Here is a 23,590-nt window from a genome sequence, read left to right on the forward strand (position 1 = left end):
AGTCGGCCCGGACCGCCCGGGCCCCATCCCCGTCGGGAGCGACGGGAGGGCCCCTGGGCGGGGGCAGGGAGGGCACGGCCCCCGGCGGCGCCGGGGGCCGTCCGGGTCACTTCAGCAGGCCGCGGGCGGCCTTGGCCCACGCCTCCGTGACGTCCTCGGCGAACTGGATCTGGGTGTTCGCGGCATCCTTCGCCCACTGCGTGCGGGCGTTGCCCGCCATCTGGCGCTGCAGCTCGAACAGGCTCTTCGCGGCCTTCGTGGAATTGTCGACGACGGAGCGGCTGGTGGACTTCGAGGCCTCCTGCATGGCCGAGTTGAACTCCCGGACGCGCTCGGAGTTCTGCGCGACCATCTCGCCGAGGCGCTCGGAGTTCTGCTCGACCATCTCGCGCACGCGCTCGGAGTTCTGCTCCACCATCTGGCGCACGCGCTCGGCGTTCTCCTCGAAGCGCCGCGCGGCCTCCTCGGCCATCCTGGTGGCCTGGTCGGCGCCGGTGCGGTCGTTGGCGTTGGTCTCGTCAGCAGCCATGGTGTCTCCCGGATGTCGGTGGGTCTGGTCACGGTGACGGTCTGCCCGCCCCCGCCCCTCAAGCTAGTGGAGTGGTGCCGACCCCGCTAGGGCGGCCCAGCAGCACACGGGCCCCGGCCCCGGCGCGGGACCCTGCGCCGCGGATCCGGCACCCCACCCTCAGGCCTCCGGGAAGATCTGCCCGATCGGCTCGCGCTTCTCGGCCTGGAACGCGTCCTCGGCGCGGCCGTGGGCCCAGTACGCGGACAGGGACATCTGCCGGCGGTCCACCCCGCGCACGTCGGCGAGGTAGCGGCGCAGGTCCTTGACCATCTCCCGCTCGCCGTGGGCGAAGACCTGCACGGTGCCCTCGCGCCACTCGGCGTCGATCACGGCGGCGGCCAGCCCGGTGGTCTCGGGGGTGAACTCCCCGCCCCGGTGCAGCCAGGTGACCGTGATGCCGGCGGGGACGGACAGCCCGATCTCGTCCTCGGGGCCGGCCACCTCGATGATCGCCTGCCCCACGGCGTCGGCCGGCATGGCCTCGAGGGCGGCGCCGATCGCCGGGAGGGCGGACTCGTCGCCGGCCAGCAGGTGCCAGTCGGCCGCCGGGTCCGGGCGGTACATCCCGCCGGGGCCGGTGAAGCAGACCCGGTCCCCCGGCCGGGCGGCGGCGGCCCACGGGCCGGCCAGGCCGTCCTCGCCGTGGACCACGAAGTCGATGGTGAGCGTGCCGGCGTCGGGATCCACCGAGCGCACCGTGTAGGTGCGCCGGACCGGCATCTGCTCGGGGGTGAGGCGCTGGCGCAGCGCCTCGAGGTCGTACGGCATCTCCAGGCCCAGGGCCGGGTCGGCGAACAGGAGCTTGACGTACTTGTCCGTGGCGTCCTTGTCCTGGTACACGGCGAAGCCCTCGCCGCCCAGGGTCAGGCGGACCAGGTGCGGACCGAGCCGCTCCGCGGCCACCACCTCGAGGACCACGGTGGGCTTGGGCTGGCGCGGGCGCCGGGCGGCGGGAGCCGGTCCCTCCGGGTCGTGCTGCGGCATGCGGGAACCCCTTCGTCGCTCCACCGGCCGGGCGGCCGGTGCGGCAGGGCCTCTCCCTGCCCCTCCGACATTACGTCAGGCGGTCGTGGCCCAATAATCGCGACGGCGGCCGGCCGGGACCCGCCACCGCCCTCGGGCGGCCCGCGGCCGTCCCGCTCCGGGTCGGCGCGGAATCGAGACCTGTTCGAGTCCAGAAAGTATGTGACACGGCTCACCATGTCCTCTATGCTTCTGAAGTGACCGAACGGTCGGTCACTAAAGACTTCATCCCCACGCCGCAACCGCACCGATCACCTGGAGCACACCATGGCACATCACGACGCCGCAGTGGCCTCGCCCCGGGGGCGTACCCCCGAGGAGAAGAAGGTCCTGGCGGGCACCCTCGTCGGCACCACCATCGAGTGGTACGACTTCTTCATCTACGCGCAGGCCGCCGCCTTCGTCCTGGCCCCGCTGTTCTTCGCCCCCGTCTCGCAGGAGAACCCGGGGCTCGCCCAGGTGATCACGTGGGCCACCCTGGGCATCAGCTTCCTGTTCCGCCCGCTGGGCGCCATCGTGGCCGGCCACCTGGGGGACAAGCACGGCCGCAAGCTCGTCCTCGTGCTGACCCTCGTGGGCATGGGCGGCGCCACCGCGCTGATCGGCCTGCTGCCCACGTACGCCGTGATCGGCATCTGGGCCCCGATCATCCTGATGCTCCTGCGCATCGTCCAGGGCTTCTCCGCCGGCGGCGAGTGGGGCGGTGCCGCGCTGATGTCCGTGGAGCACGCCCCCCGCAACAAGCGCAGCGCCTTCGGCTCCTACCCGCAGATCGGCGTGCCGATCGGCATGCTGCTGGCCACGGTCTTCATGTGGGCCCTCACCAGCTCGATGAGCCAGGAGGCCTTCCTGGCCTGGGGCTGGCGCATCCCGTTCCTGTCCTCCGTGGTGCTGATCGTCGTCGGCTACCTCATCCGCAAGGCCGTGGACGAGTCCCCGGTCTTCAAGGAGATGCAGCTGCGCAAGAAGGAGTCCGCCGCTCCCCTGGGCGTGCTCCTGAAGTCCCACAAGAAGAACGTCATCCTGGCCGCCCTGATCTTCTGCGCCAACAACGCCGCGGGCTACCTGGTCATCGCGTTCTTCGCCTCCTACGGCGCCAACGTCCTGGGCATGAGCCGGGAGTCCACCCTGGTCGCGACCTTCATCGGCGGCCTCGGCTGGCTGGCCTTCACGATGTTCGGCGGGTACATCGGGGACAAGATCGGCAAGATCCGCACGTTCCAGATCGGCTACGGCATCATCATCCTGTGGGCCATCCCCATGTGGTTCCTCATGGACACCGCCTCCCTGCCGCTGTTCGCCCTGGCGATCGTCATCCTGACCGTCGGCCTCGGCCCATCCTACGGCCCGCAGTCCGCGCTCTACGCCGAGATGTTCCCGGCCCACGTGCGCTACTCCGGCGTCTCCATCGGCTACGCCCTGGGCTCCATCATCGGCGGCGCGTTCGCCCCGATGATCGCCCAGCTGCTGCTGAACGAGACCGGACAGGGCTGGACCATCGGCGTGTACATCGCGGCCCTGGCCATCGTGTCCTTCGTCGCCGTGTCCATGGTGCCGCGCTCCGTCGAGGGCTCGGACCTGCACGTGGAGGAGGTCCACGAGCAGTACCTGGCCGAGCACCCGGAGGACGCCGCCATCGTCCGCCAGGCCGACCAGGCCCACGGCGGCCGCTGAGCCGCACCGCCCCTCCACCGGGCCCCGCAGCACCCCCGGGTGCTGCGGGGCCCGGCCCGTTCCGGGGCCGGGCCAGGGCGACGGGGTGCCGCGGCGTTCCCGGCCCTGCGGGGGTCCCGGGCCGCGCGGTCCCGACGCCGGCCGGGGAGCCGACGGGCCGACGTCGGGACCGCGCCCCGTCAGGAGGCGGCGGACGCCCCCGCCCCGACGGCACGGCGGAACGCGGCGCCGCGGTGGTCCGGCGCCAGCCGGGGACCGCCGCCGCCCAGGGCCTCGCGCAGCGTGCCCGTGCCGGGCTCGGCGAGGACCCCGCGGCGGCGCAGCTCCGGGGACACGAGGGCGCCGAAGCGCTCCAGGTCGGCCGGCCGCACGGCGGCGGAGACGTTGAAGCCGTCCACGCCGGCCTCCTCCTGCCAGCGCTCGAGCTCGTCCGCCACGGTGGCCGGGGAGCCGGCGATCACCGGGCCGCGGCCGCCGATGGCCACGAACTCGGCCAGGTCCCGCACCGTCCACCGCCGGTCCGGAGACAGGGAGGTGAACGAGGCCAGCGCGGACTGGTTGGCGTCCGTGGCCACGTACTCCAGGGGCGCCTCCGGGTCCGCGCCGGCCAGGTCCACCCCGGTCCAGCCGCCGAACAGGGCCAGGGCGCCCTCGATGTCCACGTGCCGGCGGTAGCCGTCCAGCCGGTCCCGCGCCGCCTCGTCCGTGTCCGCGACCACCACGGTGGCCATGGTGAAGACCTTCACGGCGTCCTCGGCCCGGCCGCGCTCGGCCAGCCCGGCCCGCACGCCGTCCGTCCAGCCCCGCACGAGCCGCGGGGTGTTGCCGATGAAGAAGATCGCCTCGGCGTGGTCCAGGGCGAACTGCTGGCCCCGCTTCGAGGCCCCCGCCTGGAACAGGAACGGGGTGCCCTGCGGCCCCGGATGCGCCAGGGCCTGCCCGGGCACGGAGAAGTAGGTGCCCCGGTGCTCGACGGGGTGCACCCGGTCCGGGTCCACGAAGACCCCGGCCTCCGCGTCCGCGCGCACCGCCCCGGGCTCGAAGGAGCCCTCGAGGAGCTTGTACATGACCTCGAGGTACTCGTCCGCCCGGTCGTAGCGCTCGTCGTGCGGCAACTGGCGCTCCAGGCCCAGGTTCCGCGCCGCGGAGTCCTGGTAGGAGGTGACCACGTTCCAGGCCACGCGGCCGGCGGTGACGTGGTCCAGGGTGGCGAGCGTGCGGGCCAGCAGGTAGGGCGCCTCGTAGGTGACCGAGGCGGTCACGCCGAAGCCCAGGCGCTCGGTCACGGCGGCCATGGCCGGGACCAGCACGAGCGGGTCGAGCAGCGGGTACTGGACGCCGCCGCGCGCCGTGGCCTCCGTGCCGCCGCCGTAGACGTCGTAGACCCCGGGGATGTCCGCCAGGAACAGCGAGGCGAAGCCGCCCTCCTCCAGGGTGCGCGCCAGCGAGGTCCAGTAGCCCAGGGTGTCGAAGCGGGACGCCCCGGAGTCGGGGTGGCGCCACAGCCCCGGCGACTGGTGCACCGGGACCATCATGTCGAAGGCGTTCAGCAGCATCGGCCGGCTCATGCGCGGGTCCTCTCGGGGGTGGGGGCGGCGGCGGTCGCGGCGCCCGGCGTCCCGGCGTTCCCGGCCGCGGGTCCTGCGGGTGCCGGGTGCAGGTCCGTCAGCTCGGTGCCGTGGTGGCTGCGGGCGGGGTCGCGGGCGAGCAGGCCCGCCGCGACGGACAGCACCGCCAGCACGCTGAGGTAGCCGGCGATGAGCCACGGGGTGTTCGCGCCGGCGGCGAACAGCAGGGCGGCGATCATCGGCATCAGCCCGCCGCCGAGCACCGTGCCCACCTGGTAGCCCATGCTCACGCCGGAGTAGCGCACGTGCACGGGGAACTGCTCGGCGAACCAGGCGGCCTGCGGCCCGTAGATCGCGTCGTGGACCACGTTGATGCCCAGGACGATCACCAGCGGCAGCAGGGACAGCGGGCCGGCGTCCAGGAACGCGAAGAGCACCCAGCCGAAGACCCCGACCGCCGCGTAGGCGGTCACGGAGACGACCTTGCGGCCCACGCGGTCGGACAGCCAGCCCCAGAACGGGGTGGAGACCAGGCCGATCGCGGAGGCGACCATCACCGCCGTCACCCCGGAGGCGGAGTCACCGCGCTCGTCCCGCAGGTAGGTGAGCATGTACACGGTCACCAGGTAGTAGACGGCGTTCTGGGCGAGGCGCAGGCCGATCGTCACCAGCAGCGGGCGGCGATGGTGGGCCAGCAGCACCCTCAGGGGCGACGTCTCCACCCGTCCCGAGGCCTGGTGCTCGAGGAACTCGGGGGCGTCCGCCACGCCGAGCCGGATCCACAGGCCCACGGCCACGAGCAGCGCCGAGAGCAGGAAGGGGATGCGCCAGCCGAAGGCCGCGAACTGCTCCTCGGTCAGCACGTTCTGCACGATGAAGAAGGCGCCGGTGGCCAGCAGCATGCCCGCGGAGGAGCCGATCTGGGTGAACGAGCCGAAGAACCCGCGGTGGCGGGCCGGGGCGTGCTCCACGCTCAGCAGCGCCGAGCCGCCCCACTCCGCACCCGTGGACAGGCCCTGCAGGATGCGCAGGACCACCAGCCCGACGACGGCCCACCAACCGATCGCGTCGAAGGTCGGCAGCAGCCCGATGAGGGTGGAGGCGATGCCCATGACCAGCAGGGAGGCGACGAGCAGGGCCTTGCGGCCGATCCGGTCCCCGAGGTGGCCGCCGACGATCCCGCCGAGGGGCCGGGCCACCACCCCGACGGCGAGGGTGGCGAAGGAGGCGACGATCCCGCCCAGCTCGGTGGCCATGGGGAAGAACTGGACGTTGAAGACCAGGGCCGCGGCGGTGCCGTAGAGGTAGAAGTCGTACCACTCGATCGTGGTGCCGGCGAAGGCCGAGGCGAGCACGCGCTTCTTGCCGTGCACGAGGGCGGAGGCCCGGCCCCGGGGCGGCGCGGCGGCGGTGGACGGCGTGGTCGTGGTGTTCATGCGCGGCCTCCCGCGGTGGTGGTGCGGGCGTCGCCGATGGCGTTCAGCCCCTCGGGCAGGGTGCCGTTGATGGCGTGGTCGCCCAGGGCACGGGCGCGGAAGGCGATGGGGTTGTGGGTGGCCACCGTCTGGGCGTTGCGCCAGTGCCGGTCCAGGCCCTTGGCGGTGGAGGTGGCGGAGGCGCCCACGGTGAGGAACAGGTCCTGGGCCGCGCCGAGGGCCAGTTCCGGCACGGTCACCTGTGCGTGCTCGACGGCGATCTCGGACGCGTGCAGCGCCGCCGGCAGGGTGCCCCGGAACCCCGGGCGGTCGGCGCCGGCGGCGGTCGCGGCGGCCAGGCCGGCGTCGAGGGCGCGGGCGGCGTGCAGCACCGTGGCCTCGGCCGCGAAGGCCTTCGCGGAGATCCGGCCGGTGGCCTCCTGGATCAGGGGGTCCTCGCGGAACGGCAGGCCCAGCCCGGTGTTGAACGTCCGGGTGCGGCCGGCGATGGTGGCCACCGCGTCGCGCCGGGCGGCCCGGGCGATCCCGGCCAGCACGGCCAGCAGGACGAGCTGGAAGAACGCGGCCTCGTGGACCGCCTCGGCGCTGCCCGCGGTGCGGTCCAGCACCGCGTCCTCGGGGACGGAGACGTCCTCGAAGACCGCGGTGCCGGTGCCGGTGAGCTTCTGCCCGAAGCCGTCCCAGTCGTCCTCCAACGTGACGCCCGGGGCGTCCGTGGCCACCACGGCGAAGCGGCGGCCGTCCTGGCCGTCCAGGGCGGCGGACACCCGCGTGTAGTCGGAGAAGACCGAGCCGGTGGCGTAGTACTTCCGGCCGGTGAGCACCCAGCCGGCCTCCGTGCGGCGCAGCACGGTGTTGAGGGTGCCCAGCGCGTTGCCGCCCTTCTCGGTGGAGGCGTTGCCCACGGTGGCCCCGGCCAGCACCCGGGGGTACCAGGCGTCCTGGACCCGGGCCGGCAGGAAGCGCAGCGACTCCACGAAGCCGGCGTGCGAGCGGTACAGGTGCGCGATGTTGGAGTCGGCCTCGGCGAGGTCCACCAGCAGCCGGGTGAAGTCCTCCACGCTCACCCCCGGCCCGCCGTGCTCGCGCGGCACCCGCAGCGTCCCGAAGCCGGCCTCGTCCAGGCGGCGCACCTCGGCGAACGGCAGCCGGCGCTCCAGGTCCCGCTCCAGGGACCCGGCGGCGATCTCCGCCAGGAGCGGGGCGAAGTGCTCGCGCAGCCCGGCGTGGTCGGCGGGGAGCCCGGTGGCGAGGTTGCGGGGAGTGGCCTGGCTGGTGGTGGTCTGGCTGGTGGCGGCCCTCTCGGCCGTGCCCTGCGTCATTCGGCGGTCCTCTCGGTCGCACCGAGGATTACCGGCAACCCATGCCTCGGAACGGCCGGCACGCCGGCACGCGCCGACGCACAGACCGACGGCGGTTCCGGGATCTCCATCGGTCCTGGCCTTAGCACCCGTCGTGGGGAACGAGGTCCCCCCGGGTTGCTGCGGCGTCGTCGAGCCAGGTCTCTCAGCCGCTCTGGATGGTTACCCGACCACCGTAACAGCACGTGGCGGCCCCCGGGGTGGCGCGCGTCACGCCGGGACACACGCGCGGGACCCGCGCCCCGGGCCGGGCTCAGCCGGCGGTGGCGTCCCCGGTCCGCGTCATCGGGCCGGCGGCGAGGGTCACGCCGCTGTGCGCGGGGTTGCCGTCGAAGTCCTCCTGCGACACGTCCACCACGGGGAACCGCGCCAGGTCCACCCCGGAGGGCACCGGCAGCGTGGTGGTCGTGGCGGTCACCGTGCCCAGCGAGATCAGCCGGCTGGCCTCCTCGTCCCGCAGCCACACCTCGTAGTAGCCGCTCTCGGGCAGCTTGGAGACGTCCACGGTCAGGCGCAGCCCGCCGTCCGGCTCGGAGACCATCTCGGCCCGGCCGGCCACGTCCGCCGCCGTCACCGGGTCCAGGACGGCCTCCCCGACGGCGACCGGCCCCTGCGGCGTGCCGTTCCCGCCGTCGTCGCCGGTGAGTGCCGCGGTCACGAGCGCGGCGCCCGCGGCGCCCACGACGAGCCCGGCGGCCGCGGCGGCGGCGATCACCGGCCAGCGACGGCGGTTCGCCCGCGGCAGGAAGGACACGGAGCCGCCCTCCTCGGGTCCCGCCGCGCCCGCCCCGCCGGGTCGGGGCGCCGGCCGGTCGTCTCCCGGTAGCGGCCGCAGGGGCGAGGGGTCCGGGAACGCGGTGCCGAGGTCCCGCTCGATGGCCTCCCAGAGGCCGGCTGGCGGCTCGTGGAGCTCCACGGGGGCGGCCAGGGCCGCGACCGCGCGCTCCGTGCGCGCGAGGTCCTCGCGGCAGGGCGGGCACGCGAGCAGGTGGGCGGCCACCGCCGCGCCGGGGGCCGCGCCGGTGGCGATCGAGGCGAGGTCGTCCTCGGTCAGGTGCCGTTCCGTCGTCTCAGCCATCGTTCACCTCCAGTGCTACTCGAAGCCGGGCCAGTCCCCGGTGGACATGCGACTTGACCGTCCCCAGCGGCATGCCGAGCCGCTCGGCGATCTGGGCCTGCGGGAGGTCCTGCACGAAGGCCATCCTCAGGATCTCATCCTGGGGCGGGCCGAGCCGGTCCAGGGCCTCGTGGACGAGCACCCGGTCCACCACCTGCTCGGAGAGCTGGCGGTCCTCCCGTGGCTGTTCGCCGGCCGTGGCGTCCACGGCCCGGCGCTGGCGCTCGCGCGCGGCGAAGACGTCCGCCACCACGCGCCGGGTGATCCCGGTCAGCCAGCCGCCGAGGGGCCGGGACGGGTCGTAGCTCTCGCGGGAGCGCCAGGCGCGGGTGAACACCTGCTGGGCGGCGTCCTCGGCGTCCTGGCGCTGGCCCAGCGCGGCCATGCACAGCGAGAACACCAGCCGCCCGTGCAGGGAGTAGGCCTCCCTCATGGCGTCCGGTGCTCCGGCCGCGAAGCGGCGTGGCAGGTCGTCGCTGTCCAGCGTGTCTCCTCGGTCGGTCCCGGCCGGGCCGGGGCCGGCCCTTCAGCCGGGGTGGCACCAGGCCGGCGGCATCGTCTGGAGCCGAGGATACGGCTCAGGGGACCGGTTCGGCCACCACGATGATGTTGTCCGCATAGCTCTCCCGTTCCGGGCGCCACTGGCCGCCACAGGTCACGAGCACCAGCCGGGCCGGGCCGGTCCGGTCGAAGTAGGGCGTGAAGTCCAGGCCGTCCTTGCCGAGCTGCTCCACGGTGGTGACGCGGTAGCGGTGCTCCGTGCCGTCCTGGTCCCACAGCCGCACGAGGTCCCCCGCCGCGGCGTCCCGCAGGGCGTACAGCGGCCCGCGGGGCGTCTCGACCGAGCCGGCGTGGGCGGCGAGGACCGTGTGGCCCTCCCCGTCCGCCGGCGCCGGCCCGAACCGGTACCAGCCCGCCGTGGCCGCGTCCTCGGGGATCTCCATCTGGCCGTCGCCGGCCACGCCGGTGGGCATCACGGGCACGTCCGCCCCGATCGCCTCGTACCGCAGGCGGACCGGTGCCGGGACCGGCTCGGCGGGCCGCAGCGCGGCGGAGGCCACCGGCACGTCCGCGGCGCGGGCGGCCGGGACGGCGGAGGCACGGTCATCCGCCGGGGCGGGAGTCGCCGGCCGGTCCGCCGCGGCCGCCGGACCGACGCCGGCCCCGGCGCGTGGGGTGCCGGGGCCGGCACCGGGCCGGTCCCCCGGCGCCGGGGAGGCCCCGTCGGGGCGGGCCGGCGCCGGGTAGGCAGAGGTGGAGGGTGCGGCCGCAGCCGGGCTGGAGGAGGGGAACCACGCTCCACCGGCAGGTGCGCAACCGGTGCCCGTCAGGGCGACTGCGGCCGCCAGGGCGGCGAGGACTCCCCCCGCCGCCCTGGACCCCCGGGGCGAGGGAAGGCCCCGGCGGGTCGTCTCAGGCACGGACGGACCGGCGGCGCACCGCCGCCGCCATCCCGGCCGCGGCGAGGAGCAGGGCACCGCCGCCCACGGCCCACCACAGGCCCTGGTCCTCGGCGGGAACCTGCGTGTTGCCCGTGGGCACGCCGCCGGGCGCGGAGTGCATCCCCTCGACGGTCTGGGTCGCCAGGGCCAGCGAGCCGTCCTCGGCGGAGCCCCACGCGTAGACGATCGTCGCGGCGCCCTCCGTGACCTGCACGTCGGCCGGGCCGAGCACCGGGTCGCTCTCCCCGGCCAGGGACACCGCGGCCTCGATGGTGCCGGCCGGCAGGTCCAGGGACTTCTCGTCCGGGTTCTCCAGGCCGGGGACGGCCACCTCGCCGTCGGCCCAGATGTCCACGGCCGGGGCCGCGGCCACGTGGCGCACCACGAGGCGACCGGTGCCGGCCTCGAGGGAGGAGGTGTCGTTGACGAACGCCGTCGCGGTCGGCTGGCCCTCGGCGTCGAGGTGGGCCGCGGCGGTGTAGTCCATGCCGCCCTCCAGGGTGACGTCCACGGGGCCGATGACGGGCTCGGAGTCGTCCTCGGCATCGGCCGCCGTGATGGCGATCTCGTAGTCGCCCGCCGGCAGCTCGAGGGGACCGGCCAGGTCGCCGGGCTCGAAGTCGTCCAGGGTCCGCTCGCCGTTGACGTAGACGTCCACGGTGGTGTCCGGGACGCCGTGCAGGACCGAGAGCATCGCGGCGTCGCCGCCGTGCTCGTCCGCGGCGGCGGGCAGCGCGGTACCGAGAAGGGCCAGGCCACACGTCGCGGTGACCGCCAGGGGGAGTGCCTTGCGCATGATGTCGTCCTTTCGAGGGGCCCGTGGCCGGGCCGTCCGGCGAAGCACTGGTGTGCTCACATCCCCTACTACCGGGAGCGGCCGCGGAGGGTTGCAGGCACCGGGAGGTTTTTTTCCGGGTATCCCTCCGGCCGGTCCCCCGGGGGCCTGCGCGCCGTCTTCCGCCCGGCGGACGCCGGGGAATACCCCGGTAGGATCCCCCGTTGGACCACCGGAGCCCACCGGCTCCGCCCATCCGATGAGAGGACGCCCGTGCCGACTGCCCCCGCCGAGGACCCCCAGGGGGACACCACCGAGTCGCCGCGGGCCGGGACCGCGGTCCCCGCCGGCGCCTCCCGCGTCATCGCGCTGCTCGTGGCCGCCGCCTTCGTGGTGATCCTCAACGAGACCGTCATGAGCGTGGCCCTGCCGCGGCTGATGCACGAGTTCACCATCGGCGCGGCCACCGCGCAGTGGATGACCACGGCGTTCATGCTCACCATGGCCGTGGTCATCCCGGTCACGGGCTACCTGCTCACCCGCCTGCCGTTGCGCACCGTGTTCACCGTGGCGATGGTCAGCTTCCTGCTCGGCACGCTGCTGGCCGCCGTGGCCCCCACGTTCCTCGTGCTGGTCGCCGGTCGCGTGGTGCAGGCCGTCGGCACCGCCATCATGATGCCGCTGCTGTTCACCACGGTGCTCACCGTGGTCCCGGCGCACCGCCGCGGCCGCACGATGGGCGTCATCTCGATCGTCATCGCGGTGGCCCCGGCCACCGGCCCCACGATCGGCGGGATCATCCTGGACGCCCTCGACTGGCGGTGGATGTTCTGGCTCATGCTGCCGATCGCCGCCCTGTCCCTGGCCCTCGGGGTGGCGATGATCCGCAACGTCACCGAGACCCAGCGGGTGCCGCTGGACGTGCTGTCCGTCGTGCTCTCCGCCCTCGGCTTCGCCGGCCTCGTGTTCGGGCTGAGCAGCATCGGCGCCGCCGCCGAGGGCGACGCCCTGCTGCCGCCGTGGATCGCCCTGGCCGTGGGCGTGGCCGCCCTCGCCGCCTTCACGTGGCGCCAGGCGGGCCTGCGCGACCACGCCCTGCTGGACGTGCGCGCGTTCCGCGTGCCCGCCTTCTCGGTGGCCCTGGGCATGATGGTCATCGGCATGATGGCCCTGTTCGGCACCCTGATCGTGCTGCCGATCTACCTGCAGGAGGTCGTCGGCGCCTCGACGCGGGACACCGGCCTGGCCCTGCTGCCGGGCGGGCTCGTGATGGGGGTGATGGGCCTGGTGGTGGGCCGCCTGTTCGACCGCCTCGGCGCGCGCCCGCTCGTGGTCCCGGGCACCGTGGTCGTCGCGGCCGCCCTGTGGGGGATGACCACCCTCACCGCCGCCTCGCCGGTGGCCCTGCTCATCGTGTGGCACGTGCTGCTCAACGCCGGACTGTCCCTCATGTTCAGCCCGCTGATGACCGCCGCCCTGGGGGCCCTGCCGCGCCGCCTCTACTCGCACGGCAGCGCGATCATGTCCACGCTGCAGCAGGTGGCCGGCGCCGCCGGCACCGCCCTGTTCATCACCGTCATGACGATGGCGACGATCGCCGGGGCGTCCGCCCACACCGACCCGGTGGTCGCCCTGATGGACGGCATCCACGGCGCCCTGGTCTGGGGCGCGGTCATCTCGCTGCTGGCCGTGGCGGGATCGTTCCTGGTCCGCTCCGCGCCCGCCGCCGAGGAGAGCCCGGCGCCGGTGCCCCAGCCCGTGGACGCCTGAGGTCCTCCCGGACCCCCGGGGCCGGGAGCGCCTCCGGCCTCGCCGGCCGGCGCCCCCGGCTCAGCCGCGCAGGTCGATGGTGTCCGCGGGACCGGTCCGGCCGCCGTCGGGCGCGGTGACGGACGCGTCCTGCTCCTCGTCCCCCTCGGCGGCGAGCTGCCCGCACGCCCCGTCGATCTCCTTGCCGCGGGTGTCCCGGAGGGTGGTGGGGATCCCGGCCGCGTTCAGCCGGTCCACGAACTCCCGGGTGACGTCCGGCTCGGAGGAGGTCCAGATCGACCCGGGCGTCGGGTTGAGCGGGATCGGGTTCACGTGCACCCAGCCCCGGCCGCGGGCGTTGAGCTTCTCGGCCAGCAGGTCGGCCCGCCAGGCGTGGTCGTTCATGTCCTTGATCAGCGCGTACTCGATGGACACGCGCCGTCCCGTCTTGGCGAAGTAGCCGTACGCGGCGTCGATCGCCTCGTCCGCCTTCCACCGGGAGTTGACGGGGATCAGCTCGTCGCGCAGCTCGTCGTCCGGGGCGTGCAGGGACAGCGCGAAGGTGACCGGGATGCCCTCGTCCGCGAGCCGGTTGATGGCCGGGACCAGGCCCACCGTGGACACGGTGATGTGGCGCGCGGACATGCCCAGCCCCTCGGGGGCCGGGTCCACCATGCGCCGCACGGCGGCGATCACGCGCTTGTAGTTGGCCAGCGGCTCGCCCATGCCCATGAACACGATGTTCGTCACGCGGTCGGCGTCGTGGCCGCCGTCCCGGCGCCGGCCGCCCAGCGCGCCCTCGGCGATGACCTGGTTGGCGCGGACCACCTGCTCCACGATCTCCGCGGTGGACATGTTGCGGGTCAGCCCGTTCTGGCCGGTGGCGCAGAACGGGCAGTTCATGCCGCAGCCGGCCTGGCTGGACACGCACAGGGTCACCCGCCCGGGATAGCGCATCAGCACCGACTCCACGAGGGCGCCGTCGAACAGCCGCCACAGGAACTTGATGGTGTCCCCGTTGTCCGTGGTCAGCCGGCGGACCTCGGTGAGCAGCGGCGGGAACATCTCGGCCACGAGCGTCCCCCGCTGGGCGGCCGGCAGGTCCGTCATCCGCTCCGGGTCCGAGGTGTGGTGCACGAAGTAGTGGGTGGACAGCTGCTTGGCGCGGAACGCGGGCAGGCCCAGTTCCTTCACCCGCTCCTGGCGCTCGGCCAGCGTGAGGTCGGCCAGGTGCGTCCTCGGCTGGGCCACGCGGGGCTGCTTGAACTGCAGCAGCGGCCGGCCGTCCTCGGTGGTCTGCTGCGTCCAGCCCTCCGCCCTGGGCCGGACCTGGGGGCGGTCGTCCCCGGCGCCGGCCGCGGACGGGTTGGACAGCATCCGCCCGTCCAGGGGACCGCCGACGCCCTGGCGGTGCAGGCGCTCGCGGTCCTCGGCCAGGTGGCGGGCCTCGGCCTCGTCGATCAGTCCGCGCCGCGGCCGGTTCAGCTTGGGCTTGCCGTCCCGGGCGTGCTCCAGGTGCGCGTCCGCTGGGTCGGGGGCGGGGCCACCGGGGCGAATGGGGGCGGCGGGGGCGCCGGCACGGCCGGGGCGCCCCGGCGCCGGGGCGGTGCGGGGCGTGGGGTCCGGGGTGCGGGAGCGGTTCTTCTCGGCCATCGGTCCCATTCTCCCACGGCTGTCCAGCCCCGGACCGGGCTACACCGCCCCGGCCGGCTCCTCCTCGATGGTCCGGTCCCGCCCGGCCAGCCAGCCGAAGACGGCGGCCCCGAGGCCGGAGGCGGCGAACAGCCACGCGGCCGGCCCGAAGGAGCCCGTGGCGGCGAACACCTGGCCCGTGATGAACGTCCCGGAGGACCCCAGGCCGTAGCCGAGGCCCTGCATCATCCCCGAGACCCGGATGGCCATGTGGGCGGAGTCGCTGCGCAGCGTGATCATGGTCAGCGCGAGCGCCGTCAGCGCTCCCTGGCCCAGTCCCAGCAGCCCCGTCCACGCCCAGACGCCGGCCAGCGGGCCGTGCACGGAGAGGATGAAGCCCCCGCCGGTGAGCACGGCGGCGGCCGCGTTCAGCGCGGACTGCGAGCGCATCCGCGCCGCCAACACGGGGGCGGCGAGGGACCCGGCCATCTGCAGCACGATCGAGACCGCCACGACCAGCCCGGCCAGCCCACCCTCGAGGCCGCGCTCGCGCAGGATGGGGGCCAGCCACGCGAAGCACGTGAAGGAGGTCATCGCCTGGAAGACCATCATCAGGGTGATGTGCCACGCCACGGGCGAGGCCAGCGGGCTGCGCCCCGTGGTCGAGGTGACGGGCCGGGCGCTGGAGCGGTGCCGGCGCACCACGGGCACCAGCAGCGCGGCGGCCACCAGCACGGGCACCGCCCACAGCCCGAGGGCCAGCCGCCAGTCCCCCACGGCGCCGAGGGCCGGGAAGGTGAGCCCCGCCCCGAGGGCCGCCGAGCCGCAGATCGCGGTGGTGTAGAGCCCGCTCATCAGGCCCAGGTGGGCGCGGAAGTCCTGCTTGACGATGCTCGGCAGCACCACGTTGGCCAGGGCGATCGCCGCCCCGGAGACCACGGTGCCGGCCAGCAGCGGGACCATCGCCCCGCCGTCGGGCACGGGCACGGAGCGCACCACGAGGCCGGCCGTGAGCAGCAGCAGGGCGCCGAGGAGCACCCGCCAGGAACCGAGGCGGCGGGCCAGCACGGGGGCCACGGGGGCGAAGACGCCCAGCAGCGTGGCCGGGACGGTGGTCAGCACGGTGGCGCCCCACGCCGGCAGCCCGGTCGCCGCCACGATCTCCGGCAGGATCGCCGAGAAGGAGGAGAACAGGGTGCGCAGGTTGAGCGAGACGAGCACCACGCACACCGCCAGGTACAGCCAGGACACGGGGGACGGGCGGGCTGGCGGTGCGGTGCTCACAGGGGCATCATGCCAGCCTCACGAGGGCAGTCCGCGCACCACGAGGCGCGCCGGGAGCCGGCGCAGTCCCCGCGGCAGGCGCGGGTAGACGGCGCGCACGGCCCGCCACAGCCGGTCCTCGCGGCGCGAGTCCGCCCCGTCCCAGTCCAGGCCGAGCGCCGTGCGCACCGGGTGGGGCAGCAGGCCGGCGGCGGTGAACCGCGCCAGCGGCAGCACCCGCCGCAGCCACCACGGCGCGGCGGCGCCGGCGAACAGGTCCCGGCAGAGGGCCCGGGCGTCGTCGGTCACCTCCAGGGCCCCGACGGCGTCCGTCCAGTACCGCCGGAAGCCCGCCCGGTCGGCGGGCCAGGCCGAGGCCGGCATGCCCAGCAGGGTGCCCAGGACCGCGTAGTCGCGGTAGATCGCCTCCGCGGGGCCGGCCTCGAGCGTGCCCCACACCCGCCAGCGGACCTCCTCGGCCACCGCGTACAGCGTCGCCGCGACCCACAGCTGGGCCCGCGGGTCCCCGGCCGCGTAGGGGCGGCCGCCGGCGTCCGTGCCCTCGACGGGCCGGTGGGCCGAGCGCACGGCCGCGGCCATCGCGTCCCGGGCGCCCGCGGCCTCGGGCAGCACGGTGGCGTAGACGTACTGCAGCGTGTGCCGCAGCCGGCGCACCGGGTCCGCGACGAAGCCGGAGTGCCGGACCACCCCGGCGCCCACCGGCCGGTGGGCCACCTGCAGCAGGATCGCCGCGCCCGCCCCGGCGAGCACGATCGCCTCCCGGGCCAGGTCCACCGTGGTCAGCGGCGCGTCCCGGCCGGCCGTCATCCCCGGCCTCCGGGATCTCGCGGGTCCACCCGCCAGCCGCGGTAGGCGGGCCGGGGCCCGGCGGGCGCGCCGGTCGGCGGCACGGCGGACGCGGTCTCGCCCCGTCCCCCCCTCCCCCGGCCGGTTCCCCGGCGCCCGCCCGGCGGGACGGGACCGGCCGGCGTCGGGCCCCCGGCCCCCTCCCGGGCGGCGAGCGCCCGCGCCTCGGCCCCGGCCGCCTCCTCGCGCTCGGTGTCCCCGATCCCGGCCACCGTCAGGACGGCGTCCAGGGTGCGGATGAACACCACGAGCCAGCCGTAGACGATCCCGCCCATCGCCAGCTCGAACCCGGTGAGGTTGTAGTACCGCAGCGGGAACCACAGCGCGGTGGCCACGAGCGCGAGGGCCACCATGAGGTAGCTGGCCACGTAGACGGCCGCCGGGAACCCGGGCAGCCAGAGCTGGATGGTGGCCAGCAGCGCGATGAACACGACCCCCAGAATGCGGATGAACGTGGAGTGCACCGGGTCGGAGAGGTTGATCGGCACCACCCCGGCGCCCATCATGCACAGCCCCACCACGAACAGCCCCGAGCGCAGGACCGCCACGCGCGCCCGGCGCCCGCCCGTGGACTCCCGGGCCCGGGCCCACGTGTAGAGGTCCTGGGTGATGAAGGAGGCGAGCGTGGTCAGCACCAGCCCGGAGACCGCCAGCGTGGTGTTGAACGTCCAGAAGGAGAGGACACCGGCCTGCCCGGTGCCCAGCTCCGAGAAGAAGGCGTGCCACCAGAACGGGTTCTCCGCCAGCAGCATGGACACGATCATCCCCGAGGCCATGAACACGGCCAGCAGCGAGGACAGCGACCGGGTGGAGATCCGCGCCGCGGAGTTGAAGCCCAGGTAGCCGGCCACCGAGCTGATGATCGTCAGCATGACCGTGGCCGCCACGCGGTCCACGGTGAGGCCCGTGAAGGCCTCCTGGAAGAGCCGGAACAGGGCCAGGCAGGCCATGACCGCGATCGCGGCGTGCACCACCAGCAGGCCGAACGCGTCCGCCACCACCCATCCCCAGGGCCGGCGGGCCATCCACCGGTGGGTGGTGCGCGTGGAGCGGGCCAGCCCGACCAGGCAGGCGATCCCGGCGCACGAGGCCGCCGTGATCGCCGCGATCGTGCCCACGGACTCGTCCCCGGACAGCGCCCGGCGGCCCTGGAACACCACGAGCCCGACGGCGGCGCCCGCCGCCCCGGAGGCGATCGCCGTCCAGATGGCCCGGGACTCCCGGACCACCGGGTTGATGACCGCACGGCGGGACGGGGCCCGCTCGGCCCCCGGGCCGTGCCCGTCGCGGGGGCCTCCGGACAGGGCGGTGGCGGGGCTCCGGGCTGGGAAGTGGCTCAGGTCCCTCACGCTGGCCGATTGTGGCACGGCGGGGTTGACCGCGGGCAACGCCCGGCACGCCCACATGACGACACATGACGGTGACATGGCCCGGAAAGGCGGAGACTGTTGCATTCCTCACAGCCCTGCCTATAGTGATTAATGCCCTGTTCACCTTCCGTTCACCTCTGGAGGCCGGGGCCGTGGCGACGCGGGGTCGCCACCATGACTCGAGGAGGAGCCATGACCAGTCACGTCATGACCGACCCGCGGCCCGCTGGCCGCCAGGAGGGCGCCGCCGGCGCGCCGCGCCGGGGGATGCGCGGCGGCCTGCCCACCGGCCCCAACCACATCGTGCACGCCCACGTGCTCGGCCGCGCCACGGACCGGCTGCTGGTGCAGTACGGGGACGTCCTCGCCGAGGACCTCGTCCGCGGCACCGTCCAGCAGGCCTACCGGGAGCTCGAGGCCACCGCGCGGCTCCACACGTTCCTGCCCGTCCTCGCCGCCCGCGTGGCGGAGGACCGGCTGCGCCGGCTGGCCCGGGAGGCCCGCACCGCGGCCCCGGCGACCGGGGCGGCCACCACCGCGACCGTCCCGGCGGCGGCCACCACCGCCCTGGCCGCCTGACCTCACCATCGTCCCGGCGGGGGCGGCACCCCGCCGGGCCACCAGCACTGGAGGGATGATGACCGAGAACGCACACCGCCCGGTGACCGCGCCGGAGCCGGTCCTGGCCGGCGAGCACCGCGAGCGGGACCTGCACGTCCTGGACCGGCTCGCCAGCCACCTGCACGAGCGCTACGCCGAAGCCGTGGACCGGCCCACGGTGGAGCGCGTCGTGGCCGAGTGCTACGAGGAGCTGGACCGGACGGCCACCGTCAAGACCTTCCTCGCCACGAGCGCCGCGCGCTTCGCCGAGAGCCGGGTCCGGGCGCTGGCCATCGCCCGGGGCGCCGTCGAGTCGCCCCTGCCGCGCGTGCTCTTCGTGGACGACCTCAACGCAGGACGGTCCCAGATGGCCGCCGCACTGGTCCTGAGGCACTCGGGGGGCCTGGTCACCGCCCGCTCCGCCGGGCTCGAACCGGCCGGCCACGTCCACGAGGACGCCCTCGCCGCCATGGAGGAGGTGGGGGTCCCGCTCCACCACGCCTTCCCCAAGCCCCTGACCCCGGACGTCCACGCGGCCGCGCAGGTGGTCATCACCTTCGACTGCGCGGACCGGGTGCCCCGGCTCGACGGCAAGGACTACCGCGACTGGGCCATCCCCAACCTCGTCGGCCGCCCGCTGGAGGACATCCGCCGGGCCCGCGAGGAGATCGACGCGCGGGTGCGCGAGCTCGTCCGCGAGCTGGGTCCGGACACCGGGCGCCCGGACGGGTCAGCGCCGTCGTCGTCCTCGGTGCCGCGGGCCGCCTGAGCGGGGACGGCCCCCGGACGGCCGCCCCCGCCGGCCCGGTCCTATGATCGCGGCATGACGGATGCGGCGCGGGCCTCGGGACACCATGCCCCCGGGCACCATCACGGGGCGGGGGCCTCCCGCGCCCGGCTGGCGATCGCCTTCGCCATCACCGCCGCCCTCCTGGTCGCCGAGGTCATCGGGGCGGCGCTGACCGGCAGCCTCGCCCTGCTCGTGGACGCCGGCCACATGGTCACGGACGCCGGCGGACTGCTCCTGGCCCTCGTGGCCGCCCACCTGATGCTCCGGCCGCCCTCGCAGCGGCGCACGTGGGGCCTGCTGCGCCTCGAGGTCCTCGCCGCCGGGGCGCAGGCGGCCATCCTGCTGGGGGTGGGGATCTACGCCCTGGTGGACGGCGTGCTGCGCCTGGGCCGCCCGCCCGAGGTGCACGCGGAGGGACTGCTGGCCTTCGGCGTGCTGGGCCTGGCGGGCAACGTGGCCGCGCTGACCGTGCTCGCCGGCGGCCGGGGGCACTCGCTGAACCTGCGGGCGGCGTTCCTCGAGGTGGTCAACGACGCCCTCGGGTCCGTGGCCGTCATCGTCGCCGCCGTGGTGGTCGCCACCACCGGCTGGCTGCAGGCGGACGCGGTGGCCGGGATGCTCATCGGCCTGCTGATCCTGCCCCGGGCCGCGGTGATCCTGCGCGAGGCCGGCAGCCTGCTGCTGGAGTCCGTGCCCGCCGAGCTGGACCTGGCGGACATCCGCCGCCACCTGCTGGACACCGACCACGTGCTGGACGTCCACGACCTGCACGTCAGCCGCATCGACACCGGGACCCCCGTGATCACCGCCCACGTGGTGGTGGGGGCGGAGTGCTTCGACGAGGGCCACGCGAGCCGGGTGCTGCGCGACCTGCAGGACTGCGTGGCGGGGCACTTCCCGCTGTCCGTGGAGCACAGCACCTTCCAGCTCGAGCCGCCGGGACACCGGGACGGCGAGGGCCACGTGCACTCCTGAGGAGGGGTGGCAAGATACCCCCTGGGGGTACTTGCGTCCGTACCCCCCAGGGGTATATGGTCGCCCCATGACGACCGACGTGCACGAGCCCTCCGGGGCCCCCGAGCCGGTCCTGCCCGCCGGGCAGGACCACCCGTCCGGACACGGCTACGGCCCGCGCAAGGACGAGTACCTCAAGCGGCTGCGCCGCGTGGAGGGCCAGGTCCGCGGCATCAGCCGGATGGTGGACGAGGACCAGTACTGCATCGACGTGCTGACCCAGGTGGCCGCGGCCACCAAGGCGCTGCACGCCGTGAGCCTGGGCCTGCTCGAGGACCACCTCGGGCACTGCGTCGCCGAGGCGGCGCGCGAGTCCGGGGAGACGGGGGACGACGCCCTCGTGCGCGCCAAGGTCGCCGAGGCAACGGCGGCGATCGCCCGCCTCGTCCGCTGACCGCCCAGCCGCCCGCGGGCGAGCGGCGGCCGACGACCGACGACCGACGATCACCGAAGACCACCGAGCACCAGGAGGACGCCATGACCACCACCGACATCAAGATCAACGGCATGACCTGCAACCACTGCGTCGCGAGCGTCACCGAGGAGCTCTCCGAGGTGCCGGGCGTGACCGGCGTGGAGGTGAGGCTCGTGGCCGGGGGGACGTCCGTGGCCACCGTGACCTCCGAGGGGCCCGCCCCGGCGCCGGAGGACCTGCAGGCCGCCGTCGAGGAGGCCGGCTACGTGGTGGCCACCCCCGGCCTCGACCTGGCCTGAGGACGCCGGGGAGCCCATGAGCCACACCGACCACACCCGCCTCCCGGCGGACGCCGGCCCGGGGGCCGGGACGGACCCCGCCACCGGTGCCGCGGCCCCCGGGGAGGCCGCGCCCGAGGTCCACGCCGAGGCCGGTGCCACGCGCCGCGTGGACCTCGACATCACCGGCATGTCCTGCGCCTCGTGCGTGCTGCGCATCGAGCGCAAGCTGGGCAAGCTCGAGGGCGTCAGCGCCTCCGTGAACCTGCCGCTCGAGTCGGCCGCCGTCATGGCCCCGGCCTCGGTGAGCGACGAGGACCTCGTGGCCGCCGTCGACCGGGCCGGCTACTCGGCCACCGTGCGCCGGGCCGCCGAGGCGCCGACGCCGGCCCCCGCCGACGCGGGACCGGCCGCGGCCGCAGGGGACCCGTCCCCCGAGGACCGGCACGCCGGCCACGCGGCCGCGGGTCCGGCCGGCGGACCGGCGGAGCACCCGGTCGGGCACGGCGAGGGCGAGGGCGAGGACCACCTGGACCACGGGCCCTCCGTGGACGTCCTGCGCCCGCGGCTCATCGGCGCCGCGGTGCTGACGCTGCCGCTGGTCCTGATCTCCATGGTGCCGGCGCTGCAGTTCCCGCACTGGGGGTGGGTGGCGCTCGCGCTGGCCACCCCGGTCACCTCCTGGGCCGCCTGGCCGTTCCACGCGGCCGCCTTCCGGGCGGCCCGGCACGGCTCCTCCACCATGGACACCCTGGTCTCGCTCGGCGTCCTGGCCGCGTGGGCCTTCTCCACGGTGGAGCTCGTGCTGGCCCCGGGCATGACCGCCCTGGCGGGCACCGAGCACGCCGGGATGGCCGGCATGGGCCCGATGGCCGAGCACCAGCTGTACTTCGAGACGGCCGGGGTGGTGACCACGTTCCTGTTGCTCGGCCGTTGGCTCGAGGCCCGGGCCAAGCGCCGGGCCGGCGCCGCCCTGCGGTCCCTGCTGGACCTCGGCGCGAAGACCGCCACCGTGCTGCGCGACGGCGTGGAGACCACCGTCCCCGCCGCGGACCTCGTCCCGGGCGACGAGTTCGTGGTGCGCCCGGGCGAGAAGATCGCCACGGACGGCTACGTGGTCAGCGGCCACTCCGCCGTGGACACCTCGCTCCTCACGGGCGAGTCCGTCCCGGTGGAGGTCGGTCCGGACGACACCGTCACGGGCGCCACCGTCAACGCCTCCGGTCGGCTGCTGGTGCGCGCCACGCGCGTGGGCCGCGAGACGACCCTGGCCCAGATGGGCCGGCTCGTGGCCGAGGCCCAGACCGGCAAGGCGCCCATCGCGCGCCTGGCCGACCGCATCTCGGCGGTGTTCGTGCCGATCGTCCTCGTCATCGCAGCCCTCGCCTTCGTCCTGTGGATGGTCTTCTCGGGCGACCTGCACGCCTCCTTCCGCGCCGCCGTCGCCGTCCTGGTGATCGCGTGCCCCTGCGCCCTCGGGCTGGCCACCCCGGTCGGCCTGCTGGCCGGGACGGGCCGCGCCTCGCAACTCGGCATCCTCATCCGCGGACCGGAGGTCCTGGAGGACACCCGCACCGTGGACACGATCGTGCTGGACAAGACCGGCACCGTCACCGAGGGCAACCTCGCGGTCACCGGGATCACGGCCCTGGACGGCTTCGGCGCCGACGAGGTGCTGCGGCTGGCCGGTGCCGTGGAGGCCCACTCCGAGCACCCGATCGCCACGGCGATCGTGGACGCCGCCCGCGCGGCCGGCCCGGTCCCGGAGGTCACCGGCTTCGCCTCGGCCGCCGGGGGCGGCGTCCGCGGCACCGTGCCCGACGCCGGCTCACCCGCCGCGGGGGGAACGGCCCCCCGCCCGCGCACGGTCGCGGCCGGCCGCTCCGACTTCATCGTCACGCAGCTGGCCACCGGTGGGCTCGCGGAGCCGGACCGCCGGGCGTTCGCCGAGGCCGAGGCGGCCGGGGCGACGGCCGTCTGGGTCGCCGTGGACGGGGTGCCCGCCGGGATCATCTCCCTGCAGGACACCGTCAAGGACTCCTCCCCCGCCGCGATCGCGGACCTGCGGGCGCTGGGGCTGCGCCCCATCCTGCTCACGGGGGACAACGCACAGGTGGCCGCCCGGGTGGCGGCCGCCGTCGGGATCGCCGCCGGGGACGTCTTCGCCGGGGTGCGGCCCGGGGACAAGGTGGCCAAGGTGGCGGAGCTGCAGGCGGCCGGGCGCGTGGTCGCCATGGTCGGCGACGGCGTCAACGACGCCCCGGCGCTGGCCCAGGCCGACCTGGGGATCGCCATGGGCTCCGGGACGGACGTGGCCCGCGAGGCCGCGGACATCACCGTGATGGGCTCCTCCCTGCGCCAGGTGGTACAGTCCGTGCAGCTCAGCCGCCGGACGCTCGGCATCATCCGCTCGAACCTGTTCTGGGCCTTCGCCTACAACACGCTCGGCATCCCGGTGGCGGCCGTGGGCCTGCTCAACCCGATGATCGCCGGCGCCGCGATGGCGGCCAGCTCGGTGCTGGTGGTGGCGAACTCCCTGCGGCTGACCCGCTTCGGGCGGTAGGCCCCCGGCCGGGCGGCCCGCCGTCCGCTGACGGGGCGTCGTCCGCTCCCTCCCCGCCGTGGGCGCGCCCGAGAACTCCGTG

Annotated in this window: 21 protein-coding genes and 1 riboswitch; of the genes, 8 read left to right on the top strand and 13 right to left on the bottom strand. The window is 75.1% G+C overall.

The features are described from left to right. Nucleotides 1-106: 106 nt before the first annotated feature. Nucleotides 107-529 carry a hypothetical protein gene (locus E7744_RS13645; protein WP_137774590.1) on the bottom strand — a complete coding sequence of 141 codons (423 nt, stop codon included), beginning with the start codon at nucleotides 527-529 and terminating at the stop codon, nucleotides 107-109. 159 nt (nucleotides 530-688) lie between these two features. Further along, nucleotides 689-1,555, bottom strand: coding sequence for a siderophore-interacting protein (locus E7744_RS13650; protein WP_137774591.1), 867 nt, complete (start codon nucleotides 1,553-1,555; stop codon nucleotides 689-691). A 306-nt stretch (nucleotides 1,556-1,861) separates the two neighbouring features. Here E7744_RS13650 and E7744_RS13655 point away from each other — a divergent pair, with 306 nt between their 5' ends. After that, nucleotides 1,862-3,268, top strand: a complete 1,407-nt coding sequence (locus E7744_RS13655) for an MFS transporter (protein WP_137774592.1) — start codon at nucleotides 1,862-1,864, stop codon at nucleotides 3,266-3,268. Nucleotides 3,269-3,447: 179 nt separating this feature from the next. Here E7744_RS13655 and E7744_RS13660 read toward each other — a convergent pair whose 3' ends face one another. The 7 genes from E7744_RS13660 to E7744_RS13690 all read right to left on the bottom strand — a co-directional run bounded on the left by E7744_RS13660 (nucleotide 3,448) and on the right by E7744_RS13690 (nucleotide 10,988). Next, complete coding sequence (locus tag E7744_RS13660; RefSeq protein WP_137774593.1) at nucleotides 3,448-4,836, bottom strand: LLM class flavin-dependent oxidoreductase; 1,389 nt, start codon at nucleotides 4,834-4,836, stop codon at nucleotides 3,448-3,450. Beyond that, entirely contained in the window at nucleotides 4,833-6,272 is a 1,440-nt protein-coding gene (locus E7744_RS13665) for an MFS transporter (RefSeq protein ID WP_137774594.1), read from the bottom strand. The genes E7744_RS13660 and E7744_RS13665 overlap by 4 nt, the downstream gene beginning before the upstream one ends. Then, nucleotides 6,269-7,594, bottom strand: a complete 1,326-nt coding sequence (locus E7744_RS13670; RefSeq protein ID WP_137774595.1) for an acyl-CoA dehydrogenase family protein — start codon at nucleotides 7,592-7,594, stop codon at nucleotides 6,269-6,271. Before E7744_RS13670 ends, E7744_RS13665 begins: the two co-directional genes overlap by 4 nt. Before the next feature lie 103 nt (nucleotides 7,595-7,697). Continuing rightward, nucleotides 7,698-7,798, bottom strand: a riboswitch (SAM riboswitch). 88 nt (nucleotides 7,799-7,886) lie between these two features. Continuing rightward, nucleotides 7,887-8,711 (bottom strand): anti-sigma factor, encoded by an 825-nt coding sequence (locus E7744_RS13675; protein WP_137774596.1) that lies wholly within the window; start codon nucleotides 8,709-8,711, stop codon nucleotides 7,887-7,889. Beyond that, nucleotides 8,704-9,183: an RNA polymerase sigma factor gene (locus E7744_RS13680; RefSeq protein ID WP_137774597.1), complete on the bottom strand. Its 480-nt coding sequence runs from the start codon at nucleotides 9,181-9,183 to the stop codon at nucleotides 8,704-8,706. Before E7744_RS13680 ends, E7744_RS13675 begins: the two co-directional genes overlap by 8 nt. A gap of 145 nt (nucleotides 9,184-9,328) precedes the next feature. Beyond that, nucleotides 9,329-9,811 carry a class F sortase gene (locus tag E7744_RS13685; protein WP_137774598.1) on the bottom strand — a complete coding sequence of 161 codons (483 nt, stop codon included), beginning with the start codon at nucleotides 9,809-9,811 and terminating at the stop codon, nucleotides 9,329-9,331. A gap of 352 nt (nucleotides 9,812-10,163) precedes the next feature. Continuing rightward, on the bottom strand, nucleotides 10,164-10,988 hold the full coding sequence (locus E7744_RS13690; RefSeq protein WP_137774599.1) for a DUF4397 domain-containing protein: 825 nt from the start codon (nucleotides 10,986-10,988) through the stop codon (nucleotides 10,164-10,166). Nucleotides 10,989-11,240: 252 nt separating this feature from the next. On the opposite strand from E7744_RS13690, the gene E7744_RS13695 reads away from it, so the two are divergent. Further along, the gene (locus E7744_RS13695; protein WP_137774600.1) at nucleotides 11,241-12,737 is read left to right on the top strand and encodes an MDR family MFS transporter; all 1,497 of its coding nucleotides are present in this window, start codon (nucleotides 11,241-11,243) and stop codon (nucleotides 12,735-12,737) included. Between the two features lie 60 nt (nucleotides 12,738-12,797). On the opposite strand, the gene rlmN is transcribed toward E7744_RS13695, so the two are convergent. From rlmN to E7744_RS13715, 4 genes are all read right to left on the bottom strand, one after another. Then, nucleotides 12,798-14,093: a 23S rRNA (adenine(2503)-C(2))-methyltransferase RlmN gene (gene rlmN / locus E7744_RS13700; protein ID WP_168199865.1), complete on the bottom strand. Its 1,296-nt coding sequence runs from the start codon at nucleotides 14,091-14,093 to the stop codon at nucleotides 12,798-12,800. A gap of 315 nt (nucleotides 14,094-14,408) precedes the next feature. Continuing rightward, nucleotides 14,409-15,632, bottom strand: a complete 1,224-nt coding sequence (locus E7744_RS13705; protein ID WP_246858461.1) for an MFS transporter — start codon at nucleotides 15,630-15,632, stop codon at nucleotides 14,409-14,411. Between the two features lie 18 nt (nucleotides 15,633-15,650). After that, a complete protein-coding gene (locus tag E7744_RS13710; protein WP_137774602.1) occupies nucleotides 15,651-16,439 on the bottom strand; it encodes an oxygenase MpaB family protein in 789 nt (262 codons plus the stop codon). Beyond that, nucleotides 16,436-17,827 (bottom strand): hypothetical protein, encoded by a 1,392-nt coding sequence (locus E7744_RS13715; RefSeq protein ID WP_137774603.1) that lies wholly within the window; start codon nucleotides 17,825-17,827, stop codon nucleotides 16,436-16,438. The genes E7744_RS13710 and E7744_RS13715 overlap by 4 nt, the downstream gene beginning before the upstream one ends. Before the next feature lie 213 nt (nucleotides 17,828-18,040). Between E7744_RS13715 and E7744_RS13720 the strand changes: the two genes are divergently transcribed. The 6 genes from E7744_RS13720 to E7744_RS13745 all read left to right on the top strand — a co-directional run bounded on the left by E7744_RS13720 (nucleotide 18,041) and on the right by E7744_RS13745 (nucleotide 23,508). Then, the gene (locus tag E7744_RS13720) at nucleotides 18,041-18,427 is read left to right on the top strand and encodes a three-helix bundle dimerization domain-containing protein (RefSeq protein ID WP_137774604.1); all 387 of its coding nucleotides are present in this window, start codon (nucleotides 18,041-18,043) and stop codon (nucleotides 18,425-18,427) included. Between the two features lie 58 nt (nucleotides 18,428-18,485). Next, nucleotides 18,486-19,217, top strand: a complete 732-nt coding sequence (locus E7744_RS13725; RefSeq protein ID WP_137774605.1) for a low molecular weight phosphatase family protein — start codon at nucleotides 18,486-18,488, stop codon at nucleotides 19,215-19,217. Nucleotides 19,218-19,271: 54 nt separating this feature from the next. Further along, a complete protein-coding gene (locus tag E7744_RS13730) occupies nucleotides 19,272-20,213 on the top strand; it encodes a cation diffusion facilitator family transporter (protein ID WP_137774606.1) in 942 nt (313 codons plus the stop codon). Between the two features lie 67 nt (nucleotides 20,214-20,280). Continuing rightward, nucleotides 20,281-20,646, top strand: coding sequence for a metal-sensitive transcriptional regulator (locus tag E7744_RS13735; RefSeq protein WP_137774607.1), 366 nt, complete (start codon nucleotides 20,281-20,283; stop codon nucleotides 20,644-20,646). Between the two features lie 83 nt (nucleotides 20,647-20,729). Beyond that, nucleotides 20,730-20,966 (top strand): heavy-metal-associated domain-containing protein, encoded by a 237-nt coding sequence (locus tag E7744_RS13740; RefSeq protein WP_137774608.1) that lies wholly within the window; start codon nucleotides 20,730-20,732, stop codon nucleotides 20,964-20,966. A 16-nt stretch (nucleotides 20,967-20,982) separates the two neighbouring features. Next, nucleotides 20,983-23,508 (top strand): cation-translocating P-type ATPase, encoded by a 2,526-nt coding sequence (locus E7744_RS13745; RefSeq protein ID WP_137774609.1) that lies wholly within the window; start codon nucleotides 20,983-20,985, stop codon nucleotides 23,506-23,508. The last annotated feature ends 82 nt before the right edge of the window (nucleotides 23,509-23,590 follow it).

The sequence above is a fragment of the Citricoccus sp. SGAir0253 genome (genome assembly GCF_005877055.1).
Taxonomy (GTDB): Bacteria; Actinomycetota; Actinomycetes; order Actinomycetales; family Micrococcaceae; genus Citricoccus.

Excerpts from the sequence above, each read along its gene's own strand:
- E7744_RS13735 (WP_137774607.1), top strand. The coding sequence starts at position 20,281 with ATGACGACCGACGTGCACGAGCCCTCCGGGGCCCCCGAGCCGGTCCTG.
- E7744_RS13730 (WP_137774606.1), top strand. The coding sequence starts at position 19,272 with ATGACGGATGCGGCGCGGGCCTCGGGACACCATGCCCCCGGGCACCAT.
- E7744_RS13645 (WP_137774590.1), bottom strand. The coding sequence starts at position 529 with ATGGCTGCTGACGAGACCAACGCCAACGACCGCACCGGCGCCGACCAG.
- E7744_RS13655 (WP_137774592.1), top strand. The coding sequence starts at position 1,862 with ATGGCACATCACGACGCCGCAGTGGCCTCGCCCCGGGGGCGTACCCCC.
- E7744_RS13690 (WP_137774599.1), bottom strand. The coding sequence starts at position 10,988 with ATGCGCAAGGCACTCCCCCTGGCGGTCACCGCGACGTGTGGCCTGGCC.
- E7744_RS13710 (WP_137774602.1), bottom strand. The coding sequence starts at position 16,439 with ATGACGGCCGGCCGGGACGCGCCGCTGACCACGGTGGACCTGGCCCGG.
- E7744_RS13745 (WP_137774609.1), top strand. The coding sequence starts at position 20,983 with ATGAGCCACACCGACCACACCCGCCTCCCGGCGGACGCCGGCCCGGGG.
- E7744_RS13670 (WP_137774595.1), bottom strand. The coding sequence starts at position 7,594 with ATGACGCAGGGCACGGCCGAGAGGGCCGCCACCAGCCAGACCACCACC.
- E7744_RS13680 (WP_137774597.1), bottom strand. The coding sequence starts at position 9,183 with ATGAGGGAGGCCTACTCCCTGCACGGGCGGCTGGTGTTCTCGCTGTGC.
- E7744_RS13650 (WP_137774591.1), bottom strand. The coding sequence starts at position 1,555 with ATGCCGCAGCACGACCCGGAGGGACCGGCTCCCGCCGCCCGGCGCCCG.
- E7744_RS13740 (WP_137774608.1), top strand. The coding sequence starts at position 20,730 with ATGACCACCACCGACATCAAGATCAACGGCATGACCTGCAACCACTGC.
- E7744_RS13665 (WP_137774594.1), bottom strand. The coding sequence starts at position 6,272 with ATGAACACCACGACCACGCCGTCCACCGCCGCCGCGCCGCCCCGGGGC.
- E7744_RS13720 (WP_137774604.1), top strand. The coding sequence starts at position 18,041 with ATGACCAGTCACGTCATGACCGACCCGCGGCCCGCTGGCCGCCAGGAG.
- E7744_RS13725 (WP_137774605.1), top strand. The coding sequence starts at position 18,486 with ATGACCGAGAACGCACACCGCCCGGTGACCGCGCCGGAGCCGGTCCTG.
- E7744_RS13675 (WP_137774596.1), bottom strand. The coding sequence starts at position 8,711 with ATGGCTGAGACGACGGAACGGCACCTGACCGAGGACGACCTCGCCTCG.
- rlmN (WP_168199865.1), bottom strand. The coding sequence starts at position 14,093 with ATGCTGTCCAACCCGTCCGCGGCCGGCGCCGGGGACGACCGCCCCCAG.
- E7744_RS13660 (WP_137774593.1), bottom strand. The coding sequence starts at position 4,836 with ATGAGCCGGCCGATGCTGCTGAACGCCTTCGACATGATGGTCCCGGTG.